Annotated in this window: 8 protein-coding genes; 1 reads left to right on the forward strand and 7 read right to left on the reverse strand. The window is 39.2% G+C overall.

Features of this window, described 5'->3' with window-relative positions:
• The first annotated feature begins 27 nt into the window (after window positions 1-27).
• On the forward strand, window positions 28-651 hold the full coding sequence (locus MURRU_RS02750; RefSeq protein WP_049789084.1) for an HPP family protein: 624 nt from the start codon (window positions 28-30) through the stop codon (window positions 649-651).
• A 259-nt stretch (window positions 652-910) separates the two neighbouring features.
• On the opposite strand, the gene MURRU_RS02755 is transcribed toward MURRU_RS02750, so the two are convergent.
• From MURRU_RS02755 to MURRU_RS02785, 7 genes are all read right to left on the reverse strand, one after another.
• On the reverse strand, window positions 911-2,734 hold the full coding sequence (locus MURRU_RS02755; RefSeq protein ID WP_014031889.1) for a helix-turn-helix domain-containing protein: 1,824 nt from the start codon (window positions 2,732-2,734) through the stop codon (window positions 911-913).
• 550 nt (window positions 2,735-3,284) lie between these two features.
• On the reverse strand, window positions 3,285-6,641 hold the full coding sequence (locus MURRU_RS02760; RefSeq protein WP_014031890.1) for a VCBS repeat-containing protein: 3,357 nt from the start codon (window positions 6,639-6,641) through the stop codon (window positions 3,285-3,287).
• 132 nt (window positions 6,642-6,773) lie between these two features.
• The gene (locus tag MURRU_RS02765) at window positions 6,774-8,528 is read right to left on the reverse strand and encodes a RagB/SusD family nutrient uptake outer membrane protein (protein ID WP_014031891.1); all 1,755 of its coding nucleotides are present in this window, start codon (window positions 8,526-8,528) and stop codon (window positions 6,774-6,776) included.
• A gap of 22 nt (window positions 8,529-8,550) precedes the next feature.
• Window positions 8,551-11,757, reverse strand: coding sequence for a SusC/RagA family TonB-linked outer membrane protein (locus MURRU_RS02770; RefSeq protein ID WP_014031892.1), 3,207 nt, complete (start codon window positions 11,755-11,757; stop codon window positions 8,551-8,553).
• Between the two features lie 249 nt (window positions 11,758-12,006).
• Window positions 12,007-12,714 carry a gluconate 2-dehydrogenase subunit 3 family protein gene (locus MURRU_RS02775; protein WP_014031893.1) on the reverse strand — a complete coding sequence of 236 codons (708 nt, stop codon included), beginning with the start codon at window positions 12,712-12,714 and terminating at the stop codon, window positions 12,007-12,009.
• Window positions 12,715-12,718: 4 nt separating this feature from the next.
• Window positions 12,719-14,440, reverse strand: coding sequence for a GMC family oxidoreductase (locus MURRU_RS02780; protein WP_014031894.1), 1,722 nt, complete (start codon window positions 14,438-14,440; stop codon window positions 12,719-12,721).
• Window positions 14,441-14,581: 141 nt separating this feature from the next.
• Window positions 14,582-15,784: a multiheme c-type cytochrome gene (locus tag MURRU_RS02785; RefSeq protein ID WP_148261469.1), complete on the reverse strand. Its 1,203-nt coding sequence runs from the start codon at window positions 15,782-15,784 to the stop codon at window positions 14,582-14,584.
• Between the last annotated feature and the right edge of the window lie 88 nt (window positions 15,785-15,872).

Genomic DNA, 15,872 nt, shown 5'->3' on the forward strand with positions numbered 1-15,872 from the left:
CCTAACTTTGGAGCCCAATGGCACCTTATGATCCGTAAAAAGATAAAACGTACCTATAGAGTCGGTAAATACATTTTTTACAAGGAGACTGTGGTAGATTACCGGGAAACCTTTTGGTCCTTTGTAAGCTCATTTCTTGGAATGGCCTTGATCGGTTATGTACAGAGCCTGTACTTATTGCCGCTTGAAAATGTTTTCCTGATCGGTTCGTTCGGCGCTACCTGTGTATTGATATATGGAACAGTCCATAGCCCTCTTGCACAACCTAGAAATTTGATCGGTGGGCACCTTATATCGGCATTGATAGGGGTAACCGTGTACAAAGTGACGCCCGAGCCTATCTGGGTCAGCGCTCCATTGGCCGTTTCCCTATCCATCATCGCAATGCAGTACACCAAGACCCTGCACCCTCCGGGAGGGGCCACTGCGCTGATCGCTGTAATCGGAACGCAACATGTCAGGTCGCTCGGCTATCTCTATGTATTGTTTCCCGTACTGTCCGGAGTGCTTATTCTATTTGTCGTAGCTATCATATGCAACAATATGACCCGCCAAAGAAAATATCCGTCGAACATCAATTTTTCAAACAGGGCCAAAGACATTGGCCCGCCCCTAAAAAAAACCTTCAAAAAAATACAAAGGAATCTGTAACGCCCTGTTATAGGCTATCCGATCTATAATATTTCCAATGGCATGGAGGTGGACTTTGCCAAAAAGAGAGAAAGCCGGTCGACCATAAGTTGTCGGCATTGATTGATTTCTTTTGGAAAGGAATTGACAAACGGTCAAACAAAAATAGTATATCTCCCTTTTGCGGAAATATTGAGCTTAACGCATATCCCAATAAATTACTGACAATGAATCCAATAATAAGGATTGGAATCACGACATACCTCATATGAAACTAAAATCAAAGCTCTTCCTTATTGAGTTTTTCTATAAAATAAGAGGGCAAGATTCCCAAACGTTTTTTAAAGGCAGAATAAAATGTGTTAAGGTTGTTAAATCCGCTTGAAGTTGCAATATAGGATAACTTATTTTTACGGTACTCTTTGTCTTCCAATAATCTATTTAAAAGATGATTTATCCTAAGTCCATTTATATAATTATTAAAATTGGACTTTTTTTCATGGTTAATTACCTGAGAAAGGTATTTCTGATTTGTTTGCAATAAATCTGCCAAACTACGCAGATTACATTTAGGGTCAAGAAAAAAAGTTTCTTCTTCCAACCTATCGAGTTTGGTAAGTATTATTTCCTTTATATCCTCATCCAGATAATCCTTGTCGGGAATAGGTTTGGCAATTTGTTCATTGGATTTATTTTCCTTCCCGATGGTAAACTTCTTTTTTTGATTAAGTTTTTCAACGGCCAGTTCCCGTGTTCTATAATATAATAGCTTATTTTTCCTTTTTAACTTAAAGTATGAAAGTGTTGCAAAAATTCCGGAAACCAAGAGAATAACCAATATTATGGTTAGGAAACGATATCGTTCTTCTTGCGACTTGGATTTAAGTTCCAAAATTTCCTTTTGTCTTGATATTTGTGAAATTCGCCTACTAGCCTCCAATATCCTTAATCGCTGTTCGGATTCGATGGTAAAAAGAGAATCCTTTAAGGATAAATGCAAATTGGAGAAATAAACCGCTTCTTCCGAATTGCCCATTGACTTGTTTATTGTAGACAATGATTTGCTTACTTCCTTAACAACATCAAATGCTTTAATTTTCTTTGCTGACTGATAGGCCTTATTATAATCAATTATGGCACTTAGACTATCACCTTTATGCAAACTTAGAGCAGCCATTAAAACATGTGCTCTCGGCTTTCTAAATCTATAGTTGTTAGAATCGATCAATACCATTGCCCTCTCCAAAAATTCCTCTGCTTTTTCCAACTCTAATTCTTCCAAATAAATGGCAGCTATGTTCATGTACACGGCACTTTGAATATAATTGCCCGGGGCATCTACAGAACTTTCCAACTCCAGATAAAAATCATAGATTTCGCGGGCTTTTTTACTCCCTTCAAGTTTATGGGTCATTCTGGCTATTTCATCAACTTTTGGGAAAATAAACCTGGCTTCTTTCAACTCCAATATATGGCCAAGTCCCTTTAAGCAATTGTCAAGTGCTTTTTCATAATCTCCCAATCTTAAATAGAAATGAGAAATTGCAGAATATGCCCGCATCAAACTGTATTGATCATTTAGTTCCTCCCCTTTTTCCAGCAAATTCAAGGCAGTTTCATACGCCAAATCATACTCACCTCTTTCAGTATAGATATACGACCTGAGTGTTTCGCTATCAGCCTCTATCTTACTGAACAATGTACATTTATCATTTGATTCCACCTGATTGATAATGTCCAATGCATTATCAAATTCACCATGAACGAAAAATATGAACGCTTGATTCAAGGAGGCTCTCAAATATCCTCTATCATAGCCCAAATCGGTTGCAAGCCCATATGCTTCGTCATTGTACTTTTTGGCAAGTTCGGTTGATTTAAAAATATAGTGAATGAACAAATCCAGACAAGCGTCCACTCTATATTCTCCCTTTGATCGGGCGTGGCTTTCCAGTAGAGTTTCTTGGCTAAGAAAACTATGATTATCCACCATTTCTTTTATACCCTTAAAATAAGGCTCAAGTCTATTAGAAGATTCTTCTTGGCAATATATTGGCATAATGGCCAAATACAGCAATATGGCCACTGTGTGTTTTAATGACATTTTGAGCGTTAGTTAGTTTAGTTGCATTACACAAGTGATTATACTTGAAAGGCATCCCATTATTTAGAAATGCGTTTCCATAATACTTATGAAGTTGGTTTTATACAATCTACGATTTAATTTTGTTTCTGTACAAATTCACCCAATCATTTTATATCGGATAAATAATTAAAGTACCTAAATTTTAAACATTTGGAAAGATTGCATCGAATACACATCTCATTTTTGTGAATGACACAAAAATGAGCTATTAACATTGTAAAAAAGTCGTTGATATTTTTGCCCTTCAAAAAAAGCAATGCTGGATTACTACAACATTGCTTTTGAACTAAACTTGAATTAAATCTCAACTAACTCAAAATTTTATGGGTTTTAATCCAATTACAATTTTTCGAGAGAAGTTAAAACTGTATAATAAACTAACTTCATTAAAGATAAATTATTCAAAGTATTCAAAAACAATTAATTGGAATAATAAAAATCAAATTCATGAATTTTAGCACCAATTTTTTAATGCATGTGATTATTTGTTCAGAGATGCGTAATTCAATTAAAATGAGGTATTCACGCTATTAGTTGAATTGGTTTTACCTTTAAAAACCAATAGCTTGTCCTTATTTTGTGTCACAAAAAAAAGATAGCCGCCCAATGCGTGATTTACCCTCACAATAGACTTGGCATCGCCCGGGACCAAAAATCCGCTGGTTGATGTTTTTTCACTTATAAAATCCCCTTGTCCATTACCTTTTAAAAATATGCCGTTAAGGGCATCGTATCTTCCAATAAAAGTTTCATTCCCAAAATCATTTCCTATCCCAAGAATATCCTTGTGGCCATCTCCATCCATATCACAAAGCAATATATCGTTTAAAGGTGCTAGTTGAGCCGCTGCAGGTAATTGGTGAAGATTAAATTTACCGTTGCCTAGGTTTTCCAAATAGGCGCTTTTATCAAAATTACCCTTTAAGATTAAGGCATTCTTGATTTCCTCCTCACTGAATAAAGTGTTCAAAGTAGCTTCTGCGTATTCCTTAAAATAGTCAAACTTTTTTCTAAACAAGGGGCTTTGCAAGTTTAAATCACCCCAATAATTGAAAGGATACGGTTTATACGTTCCCTTATCATCTTTAATATAAACAAAGCAAATGGGGTCTTGACTGCCATTTTTGTCAAAATCCTTGCCTACCATATGGACAGGCCGTTCCTTAGATGGTTGAAAAAAATTGTTGCTGCCCAAATTTCCGGCAACAAAGTCAATATCCCCATCCCCGTCCATGTCGCTGGATTTTATGCATTCCCACCAACCGATATAATCATCAATTCCAGTTTCTTTAATTATTTTAAAAGATGTTGTCTCATTTTTGAAAAAAGTAATGGGCATATATTCACCCAAGACTATCAAATCTGGTCTATTATCCCCATCGTAGTCAGACCATATTGCATCTGTTACCATTCCAACTTTATGTAGATCTGGCGCATATTCACGGGTAACATCCTTTAAGATACCTTTATCGTTTTTCAATAAATAGCTTTTTTCAGCTGCCGGGTATTTACCTGCTGGTGTACGTCCTCCAACAAATAAGTCCAAATAGCCATCTTTATCAAAATCCACGGATTTTACCACCGACCCACTTGTACTTATCTCGGGCATCCTATCCTGATCCACGACAAAGTTTCCATGTCCATCATTAATAAGAATCCGATCTTTGTAAAATTCACTGCCAGGCTCAAACTCGTTACTCCCAGAAACCATATATAGGTCTAGGTCGCCATCATTCTCCAGGTCAAACAACTCCATATCCACTTCCTCGTAGCCCATGTCCTGTTCGTTGTCGAATATCATGTGCTCTTCAAAATTTCCATTTGCATTTTGAATATACACTACGGGAGAATGATTTGCAGAACTTCCAACAATGACATCATCGTATGAATCGCCATTGATATCACCCACGGCCAAACAGGGGCCATGTTGTGAAAATTTATGCGGCAGGGTTCGTTGTTGGGTGTTAAAATCTACAAAATCCTGCTCCACATGCTTATAGTTTATACCCAACTCATCTGAAACTTCAGATAATTCCCGGTCATCCAACGAGTCCATATTAATTTTTAATATGTCCGCATTGCTCAGAATTTCACTAGTTTCATAATCAATCTCAATCAATTGATTGGGTTGAATATTGTTCATTTTATTATAATTTCCATCCGGCCAATGTATTTCAAGCTCGGAAATCATTTCATTAGATCCTATTCCAAAATGAACAATAGGCTCCATGGAAGACATATAACCCCTACTGAGATAATGTTGGTAATATTGCTTTTGTCCTTTACCATAGCGAATCAAAACCTTTGCTCCAATAGCTAATGGGTTTTCTTTATTTCCTTTTAAAAGAACCCTTAGAAAATTATTTTTCCCAAAAGACTCAGATTCCGATTGGTTTTTAAAAATGAATGCTTCTTCATTGATGTTATTGACAACATAATCCAAATCTCCATCCAAATCCAAATCAGCGTAAGCCGCTCCGTTGGAAAAGGAAGGAACATTCAATCCCCATGTATTCCCTACTTCTTCAAAAGTCCAATCCCCTTTATTTCTGTATCCATAATTTGGTATTTTAACCACCGGGATGGAGTCCAATATCTGAGCAGGGGTCAAAAATGATGCAGCCCCCAACCTAAAGTCACCAAAATCCCTATCCGTAATATCCCTCGGAAAACCATTTGTAATCAATAAATCGCGAAATCCATCATTGTCAACATCAACGAAAAGTGGGGCCCAACTCCAATCAGTTTTGGAAACTCCCGCCATCAGACCAATCTCACTAAAATCACCCCCAGAACTCGATCCCTTATGCAGCATATTTCGCATATATTGGTACTGATAATCAAAACGTTCGTTCAAGGTATACTCTAGATAATTGGTACGGCCTATGGTTGTTTTCATTCTTTGGTTGCTTTCTCCCAACATATCCAAGGTTATAATGTCAAGTAAGCCGTCATTGTCGTAATCGGCAATGTCCGATCCCATTGAAAACTTACTCTGATGCTTTATATAGTCCTCAATTTGATTTGTAAATGTTCCGTCTCCATTGTTTATGTACAGTAAGTCGTTGGTCAAATAATCATTGCTGACATGGATATCCGGCCAACCATCATAGTTTAAATCTGAAACAGCCAGTCCCAAACCAAAACCTTCATGCACAATACCGGCCTCAATGGTTACATCGCTAAAGATTCCATTCCCATTATTATGGTACAACCTATCATTACTTTTTGCAGATCCATCATCGATTTTTGGACGATAATTGGAGGGCAATGTATGTACTTGTTGGTTATTGAGTACATATAAATCCAAAAACCCATCCTTATCATAGTCAAAAAAAGTAGCGTTCATACTATTTCCAGAATCATCGATACCGTACTCAGCTGCCATTTCACGGAACTTGGGCACACCGTTCTTATCAGATCCCTGATTGACGAAAAGCAGGTTCCTTCTTTGACCTCCTTTTTCTTTCATGGCTGTACAGACGTATGCATCCAGCCAGCCATCCAAATTAATGTCGACCACCGCAACTCCCGTACACCAATTATTCTCTGCTCCGATACCAGAATCCTTGCCAACTTCCTTAAATTTAAAATCGCCTTCATTTAAATAAAGCTGATTCGCCACTTGGTTGCCAGTAAATAATATGTCGCTTTTGCCATCATTGTTAAAATCCGCTACGGCTACACCGCCACCGTTAAAAATATATTCATTTGTTAGAATATTGAAACTATCGGTTTCCACAATCTTATTATTGAAATATATGCCCGTACTTTCGACATTCAATTGCTTGAACAATACCCGAGGGGGGTTCTGGCATGAGAATATCAAAACATAAATAACAATAAGGGTGATAATCTTTTTCATTTTTAACCTTTTATCAATATTCACTTATCTGGATTCGTTCTCAAAAGTTGAAGGCCCTTAATTCTAAAAGGCCATGATATGAAATTATCAAGGCCTTTTGATTTTAGGTGTTAAAAATATTTATTTTATCTTTTAGTAGGCGGGGTCTTGTGTCAGTGTAGGCTGACCATCTTTTACCGATCTATCTATTGCCTCTATCGGAATAGGGAAAAATTCATTTTTACCCTCTTGAAAGGATCTGCCCTCTAAATACGTTCTATGTTCGGACTCACTTTGTATATACTGGTTTAAAACTTCAGCAGCGATACCCCAACGTTGAAGATCAAAAAATCGATGTCCTTCCATGGAAAATTCCAATCTAGTTTCAAAGCGTACGGCTCTCCTGGCCATGTCTTTATCTGTCCATGGTGATTCATACTCGGAAATTTCATAATTTGCCGCAGCTTCTCCATCGACGATGGTAAAATCATTTCTTTCTTCACCTTGCGTGGCCAATGGAACAAAGCCTTCTGGATTGGCTGCTCTGGCTCTAATCTGATTTACCAAGCCTCTGGCAACCTCCAAATCACCGATTTCCACTTCGACTTCAGCAAGCCATAGAATAATCATGTCCAAACGCATAATTCTGTAGTTGTTGGCCGATAGATTTCCCCACCCCCCTTGTCCAAAAGCCTCTGGTTCTGCCACATGCTTCATACTAAAAAAAGGTCCGGCATAAGTTAGGTCACGTACAAAATCGGTCTGATAAATTTTAAATCCTTTGTATAGAATTCCTGGTCTGCCTACGGAATGGTCTAATCTTGGGTCCAATGGACCGTCATAAGTTGACAATGTGGTAACAGGATCAACCGTAGCTGGCACATCTTCAGCATCAAAGGTCTCCAACATGGGAAGCCCACCCTCTGTTTTAAAAGCATTTACCAAGTTTTGTGATACCTGATAAAATCCACAGCAACCCCATGGATCAGTATATGGGTGAGCAAGACCAATACCTCTATTCGCTGCATCTCCCGTGGCACTACTAATGGCGTACTGAACCTCGAATATGGATTCCGAATTGTTTCGGGTAGCGACCAAAAAATTGTCTTGGTACTTTTCTTCTAATGAGAAAGGGCCATTATTTAGGATGTCCTCCAAAATAGGTTTTGCCTCTTGTAATTTCGTTGTGTTCGCAGAACCGTCCGAATTCCATCCCTGATACATTTTGGCCTTGGCCAAAAAGGCTTTGGCGGCCCAGCTTGTTGGTCTACCAACTTCACTTTGCGTTTCGGGCAACACTGCGGCCGCGGCTTCAAAATCAGCTTCAATTAATGGCCAGATTTCTCGGTCATTAGGCACCTTGGTACTTTCAAGGTCGTTCAATTCAAAATCTTCATCGCTGATATAAGTGGGCATTCTCCACATTTTTCTTGCCTCAAAGTGAAACAGCCCCCGCAAAAATCTAGCTTCTGCAACTATCTGTTGTTTTTGCTCCTCTGTAGCATCCTCAACTTTTTCCAAAGTATTTATTACATTATTGGTAGCAGCAACCCCTTTGTAAAGCCCTCTCCATTTATCCCTTACGTGAACATTGAACGACTGAAAGTCGTATGCCTCAATAAAGGATTGTTCTGGTTGATCACCGGCATCTGTGCCCTTAAGAGCATCATCAGAAGCCAAGTTAAACACCCAGTTATGAATATCATTATGCCATGTCTGTCCCTCCAAACCACCACCGGGAAGCATGGTATAGGCTCCGAGCAGAAGCCCGTTGACGCCATCTAAAGTAGCAACATCCGCTTCACTGAACTGGCCCTGTGGCTGTCTATCCAAAAAATCGTTATTACAACTCAATACCAAAGCAATCACGCCAAGTATTCCAAGTAAAGTCGAAATTATCTTTTTCATTTTTATAAACATTTAATTTGTATTATTTAAGTGTAACATTTAACCCTAGCGTTATCGTTTTTGATACTGGTTGGGCTCCGCCATCATAACCTAAAGTAAGGTTTCTTCTTGAGTCATCTGCATTGCTCAATTGAACTTCCGGATTAAGACCTGAATATTTGGTAAAAGTGGCCATGTTCTGAGCTTGCACGTATACTTGAGCTTTATCTAGACCCATAGTGGATAATATTTTATCAGGGAAATTATAGGTCAATTGTATATTCTTTAGTCTGAAGAAACTTCCATCCTCTATCAAGTAGGATGAAGGCCTACTACTGATCTGATCATTGGCGTCCATAATCGGTGAAGTGGCATTGGGGTTGGCCGCCACCCAAGTACTTGGGTCTGCTGTTGGATTGGTCGGTTGCCATGCTTCGTACAATGCCCTGGTGCTTCGGTTACCTTGAAAGGTATTGAAATCTGCAAAATATCTCACATAGTTGAATACATCATTCCCCTGGGAGCCATTTCCGAAGATGTTCAATTCCAAGTTTTTATAGCTTAAATTAATATTGACACCATAAGTGAAATCAGGGTGAGGACTTCCAATAACAGTCCGGTCATCGTCATTAATGACACCATCGTTGTTGACGTCGGCCACCTTGAATTTACCAGGGGCATTATAATCGCCGTAAGGTGCCCAGGCATCAGCTTCTGCTTGGGATTGGAAAATTCCCAAGTTTCTGAACCCATAAAAAGAAGATAAGGGCAAACCTGCCTCGGTTATGGACAGTGCAGGTATTCTCCTACTTTGACCAAAAATTCGAGTGCTCTCCCCTTCCAACGCATCAACATTGTTCTTATACGCAGAAAGATTGGCACTGACATCATAGGAGAAATCTCCTTTTTTATCACCATAACTGATTCCCAAATCAAAACCTTTATTGGTCATCTGTCCTACATTAAAGGCAGGTTCATCCGCTTGACCTGCAGTATAGGTGACAGGAACATTGATCAACATGTCGGTAGTAACCCGTTTCCAAAGGTCCAAGTTCAGTGAGACCTTGTTGTTCAGCATCACCAAATCTAGCCCAATGTTATTTGAGGTTGTCGCCTCCCATTTGGCATTAGGGTTTCCAAAAGCTCTTGGTGCAAAACCAATCTGTGGGGTACCTGTAGAACCATCCACTGGATATCCCCCTGTTAAAATATCGGAACGGTAGGTAGTAAATGCATTATAGTCACCTATTTGCTGGTTTCCTGTTTTACCCCAACCATACCTTAATTTTAAGTTATCGATCCATGTGACATCTTCCATAAACTTTTCATCAGAAATCCTCCAACCCAAACTAAAGGCAGGAAAAAATGCACTTCTGGAAGCTTGTTGAAACCTAGAAGATGAATCATTTCTCAAAATAACTTGGGCCAAGTATTTCCCGTTGTAGTCGTAGTTTAACTGACCAAACTGAGACCATAACGTATAATCTTGCCAAACAAATCCTCTATTGGTCGCCGTAGTGGCATCTCCCAGATCCAAATAACTCAAAATATTTGTTGTTTCAAAAGCAAATCGTTGCCTACTGGCCTCTAAACGTTCTTCAAATTGCTGAATGGATTCCACGCCAACGAATGCCTTAAAATTATGATTTTCATTAAAGGTTTTGGAATAGGTCAAGGTATTCGTCCATGTCCACTGGTACTCATATTGTTCTCTAGCTGTGGAACTGTTGATAAAGTTGCCCTCCACATACTCAGGCTGTGGACGCCCTAAATCTCTCTGCCGCTGTATTCTTCCATCCAATCCAAAACTGGTCCGTAATTCAAGGTTTGGAATCACCTCATAGTTTGCATAGACATTTCCCAATAGTCTTAAACTATATCTCCTATCATCTCTGTCCCTGTAAAGTCTGGCATATGGATTGAAATTGTTACCTAAATTGGCACCTCTACTACCTGCAAAATTACCGGCAATGTCATAAATTGGAAGCAAAGGGTGGTGCTTATAGGACCCAGAAACGGGACTCTGCTCATCATCATTGGACACAAACCCCTTAAGGTTATCAAATGAAGCAGTGAAATTTTCGCCAATGGTCAGCCGTTTATTCAAAGCTTTAAACTCTGTGTTTGCCCTTAGTGATATTCTATCATAACTAAAGAACTTAACTATACTTTCTTGTGAAAAATATCCCAAGCTAAAGGCATAACGCGCCATTTCCGTAGCTCCTGAAGCCGAAATATTGTGGCTTAAAATGGGAGCAGATCTTGATACTTCCTGCCACCAATTGGTATCGGCAGCACGTGTAATAGCATATATATTACCAGGTTCCAATGCATAAAGACTCGGATCCGTACCAGGATCACCTTCAAAAGCACCACTTGGAAAAACATAATCAGGTATGGTCACTTCGCCATTGGGCCCGAACGTATACTGTCCGTGACTGGGGGTCTTGCCCGCGTACAAATCGGCCAAATATAAATAAGTGCCCAAATCTTCGGCATTTAATGCCTCCACATCGTTGGCTGGGGATTGAATCCCATAATACGTATTGTAGCTAATCGTCGGTTTTCCCATTTTACCCTTTTTTGTGGTGATAATGATAACTCCATTTGCAGCCCTAGATCCATAAATGGAAGCTGACGAAGCATCTTTTAGAACCTGCAAGGACTCAATATCATTAGGGTTTAAATTAGATTGCCTTTGAGAGGGGACACCATCTATAATATATAAGGGATCGTTATTTCCCAACGTCCCGAAACCACGGATACGAACTGTAGCCTCACCTCCCGGTCTGGCATCGTTAATGATTGTTACACCGGCCGCTCTACCCTGTAATTGTTGAGAAAATGTGGTTGCTGGTACAGATTTAAGTTCTTCCGTATCCACAACGGTCACGGCTCCTGTCAAATCTTTCTTGGCCTGTGAACCATATCCCGTTACTACAATTTCATCCAATCGGTTGGCATCCTCTTCCATGGTTACATTTATGGTACTTTGACCATTGACGGGAACTTGAATGGTCTTATACCCTATATAGCTGATAACCAAGGTAGCGTCACTAGCAGCTTCAATGCTGAAATTACCGTCAAAATCGGTTTGTGTCCCATTTGTAGTCCCCTTGACCAGAACGTTTGCCCCTGGCAAGGGTCCTGTTTCGTCAGATACCGTACCTGTAATGCTCTGGGCCTGTATAAAACCCGTACAAAGTACAGCAGCCAAAAACAAAATACTCTTGAAAAAAGGTTTTTTCATAATCAAATTTTAGGTTGTTTGTGTTAGTTAAATAGTTGAAAATCCAAAAAATCCATGATGGAAAATATAAAATTGAATTAGGTAAACATAAATGATAAAGACCACACTTTATTATAGATGTGTTATTATACATCTTCAAATTCATGAATTTTATAATTATTATCTCTTACTATTGCTATATTTATATATTTTTTCTTAAAACTTCATTCTTGGTTGTTTTATAGAATTTGCTATCAAAAGGACAAGACTTCAAGTCAATAGATTTCCGTTTTCATCCCATTCCGCTATTTCGTTACGCTTGCTTTGATCAACGCATTTTGAAATCCATTCAGGGTCGTAAGCCACTCCATGCTGATCCAGTACATCTTGAGGAACACCATCCCATATGTTTGGTTGATTTCCTTTATAGCCCAAATCTGCAATACCTTCTTTTGAAGTGTAATATCCTGTCACGGTCAAGTTTCGCATAATCGCAAAGAATTGAATTTCGAGAGGTTGTACATCCAAAGGAATTGCCGCATCATGAAAAGCTATGGTGTCTAAGATTTGTTTTTGCTGCTCCAACGCTGCCTTCTTGAACTCAAGATTAAAAAGCTTGTTGCTTTCATGATCAAGCCACATCAACCCACCTTTTAAAGTGAGTTCGAATTCCGGTATATCCTTGGCAATAAATTCAATGAATTCTGGAACTTTGGCCTCAATTGGACCTCCATAAGGTTCTTTAGGCGGTAAAATGATGGTGCTTAAAACGGCAATGGTCTCCAATTCATGGTCTGCAAATAACTTTTGGGCATTCAATTTTGCTATTCGTTCCAACTCTTCTGGGGTTCTTCCAAAATGTGCAGTGTCTATTTTACTTGGTATATTCATATCCACATCCGACTTGCAGCCATAAAAGGCCAAAGCAGAGGCACCAGCCCCCATAATCATGGTTTGTATACTTTTCCTCCTGTCCATTGATTTATATATTTTGTTGTTTCAGTTGTTCGATGATATAATCCGATGCTCGCCACGACAAAGCCAAAATGGTCCATGTACAATTTTTATCGGCTTGAGAAGTAAAAGGACCCGCATCAACAATAAAGACATTGTCTACATCATGCAATTGGTTGAATTTATTGGTCACGGAAGTCTTGGGGTCATTTCCCATTCGTGTTGTTCCTACTTCATGAATTATTCTTCCTGGAGCGAGTAAACCATAGTCCATATCGGCAGTAGGTTTATCCCCAAGAGGTTCACCGCCCATATTGTGAATGATTTCCTCAAAGGTATCTTGCATGTGTTTGGCTTGTTTGATCTCTAAATCAGACCATTTATACTTAAATTTAAGAACAGGTATTCCGAATTTATCCACTGTAGTAGGGTCTATCTCGCAGTAATTCTCTTTACGCGCAATACCTTCACCGCGTCCGGCCATCTGAATCACTGAACCGTAATATTTCTTTACATCGTCACGCAAAACATCCCCATATCCTCCTACATTCAGGCCAAAGAATTTATTGAACTCATTGGTGTTGAAGCCGAAACCATAATTTGGTTGTCGCATCCCGCCACCAATTTCAATATGATATCCACGAGGAAAATCCAATTTGTCATTGTCGCCCCACCAAGGGGAATAAACATGCATTCCGCCGGTACCATCCTCGTTATAAGTGACTTTACGGTTCATTAACCCTGGGATGAATGCGGAACGGCTGGCTCCAGTGGAATCGTGCAGATATTTTCCCACATGGTCACTACTGTTGCCCAGTCCGTTGGGATGATGCTTGCTTTTTGAGTTCAACAGAATTCTGGCAGAACTACAAGCAGAAGCAGCAAGTACTACAACTTTCCCTTTAAGTTTGTATTCCTTTCTATCATCTTTACTGATATAGGATACACCAGTCGCTTTACCTTCATCATCCGTAGTAACTTCACGCACCACTGAATTGACAAATATTTTGATTCTTCCCCCACTTTTTTGTGCTGGGAATATTAAGCAACTTCCGGATGAGAAATCAGCATAGACGGAGCAAGATCTGGAACATTGTCCACAGTAAAAACAAACGCCCCTTTCGTTATTTATCCGTTTGGTAAGCATAGAAAGGCGACCTGGTATGACCGGTACTCCTGTTTTCTTTGCTCCATCTATATAAAATAGCTCATGAAGTCTAGGTTTTGGAGGAGGCAGAAAAAAACCATCAGGATCATTTTCCAATCCTTCATTTGTACCAAATACTCCGATTAGTTTATCGACCTTATCGTAATAGGGCTTTACATCTTCATAGCCTATGGGCCAATCTTCGCCGTGGCCATCACGTGTTTTCCCCTTAAAATCCTTTGGGCCAAAACGTAGTGAAATCCTGCCCCAATGATTGGTTCTACCTCCCAGCATGTGGGAGCGAAACCAATCAAATTTAGTGCCGGGCTCATGGGTGTAGGGTTCTCCCTCTATTTCCCATCCCCCATAGGCCATATCCCAACCTCCGAAAGGCCTTGTGGTGCCCGCTCCCCTATTTGGGGATTCATAAGGCCATTTTAGCTGGGTCATTGTTTTGGGGTCAGCAGGGTCAAAAAATGGACCTGCCTCCACTATAGCAACGTTCAATCCGGCATCGGCCAATTGCTTGGCTGCCATACCTCCCCCAGCTCCAGAACCTACAATGATCACATCATATAATTCTGGTGCTACTTTTATCTGCATAATAGATTTCCTTTAAAATGATTTTTGGAAAAATACTATGGCAGCCTATAATATTTACATATTTAAAAACAAAACAGCTTTAAATTCAAGAATTTTATAGGGTTTTACTCTTTATGTTATTCAAAGTACTTTTTCTAGTGGTCAACTTTTGGAACCTTCATTTTTCTTATTTTGTAGAATACTATCTATATAAACACCGATGAGGTGTGTCCGGATATTGACCGATGTTTCATCATTTGTATCTCCAAGCTTTACTTTCATGGTTTGAGAAGGAAAAAGTGGCATATGACAGGAGATGCAATTATCCCGTGAATTGAAGTTTGAAGTGGTGTGCAAGTTTTCCGGGGTTGAATGACATTCGATACATTTGGAATTAAAATGTTCTTCATTCCCACGTTGATTTTGGTGTGGGTCATGACATGTGGTACAGCTCATTGTAGCTGAATTTTTATAACACTTACTGCTTTTAAGAAGGCCGTATTGATTACCATGTACATCAAGTTCAGCCTCTGGTCTTCCAAAGTTGTAGTTCTTGGCGTATTTATCCAATCTTTCGCCGGTTACAAAAGAAAAGGGATTGTCCTTTACTTGAATAGCACGCAGACCTGAATGGCATTGAACACAAATATCCATTTTTAATTGTCGGCTCAATGTGTCTATTTTAATAACTACATCTCCTGTGCTATTCGTTAAGTTCCCTGATCTAAAGTCAACATGTTTCTTTAATGGACCGTGGCACCGTTCACAGTCTATACCATACATAAAGGATTCTCTTTCATAAACATTGGTATTGCCTATAAAGTTTTTGTTTTTAGCAAAGGTTACATGACATTTAATACAATTATCCGTTACAGGTCTTGAATACTTATGATTGGGAAAACCTGGGCTATTTATCCAGCTATCGATCAACCTAAAATAAGAGGCCTGTAACTGAAAAAGCGAATCCCCCTTAAATGTTAAGTAAGATTGTCCCTTAACGCCTGAACCTATTACAACATCAAGATTGGATTTATCGATTAATCCGCCTGTAGTTTTGGAATACGTATTTTGAACATATGTCTGTTCATCACGAGCAACTTCCACCTCAACATCTGTTAGTTCTAACTGGTTGGACCATTTATCAAAATGGTTCTTTAGAGTTTGCCCATTTACAATCGTAGAGGAATTATAATGTGAAGATTCCACATGGGTCTGGTATATATTTTTATGACAAGGTATACAGGAAGACGAACCGGCAAACCGATCACCATTATAATGAACCGGCATTTCTTGAGGGACTAATTTATATTCCCCTACTTCTTCATACTGAATACTCAAAATTGCACCTATAACAGCTATAGCCACTATCAAGCATAATATAGAGACTCTTTTAATCAACTTTGGAGATGGATATAATTAAATAAATTATGGTTCCTCTAAGGAAACCAATTTT

It is taken from the genome of Allomuricauda ruestringensis DSM 13258, from assembly GCF_000224085.1.
GTDB lineage: Bacteria > Bacteroidota > Bacteroidia > Flavobacteriales > Flavobacteriaceae > Flagellimonas > Flagellimonas ruestringensis.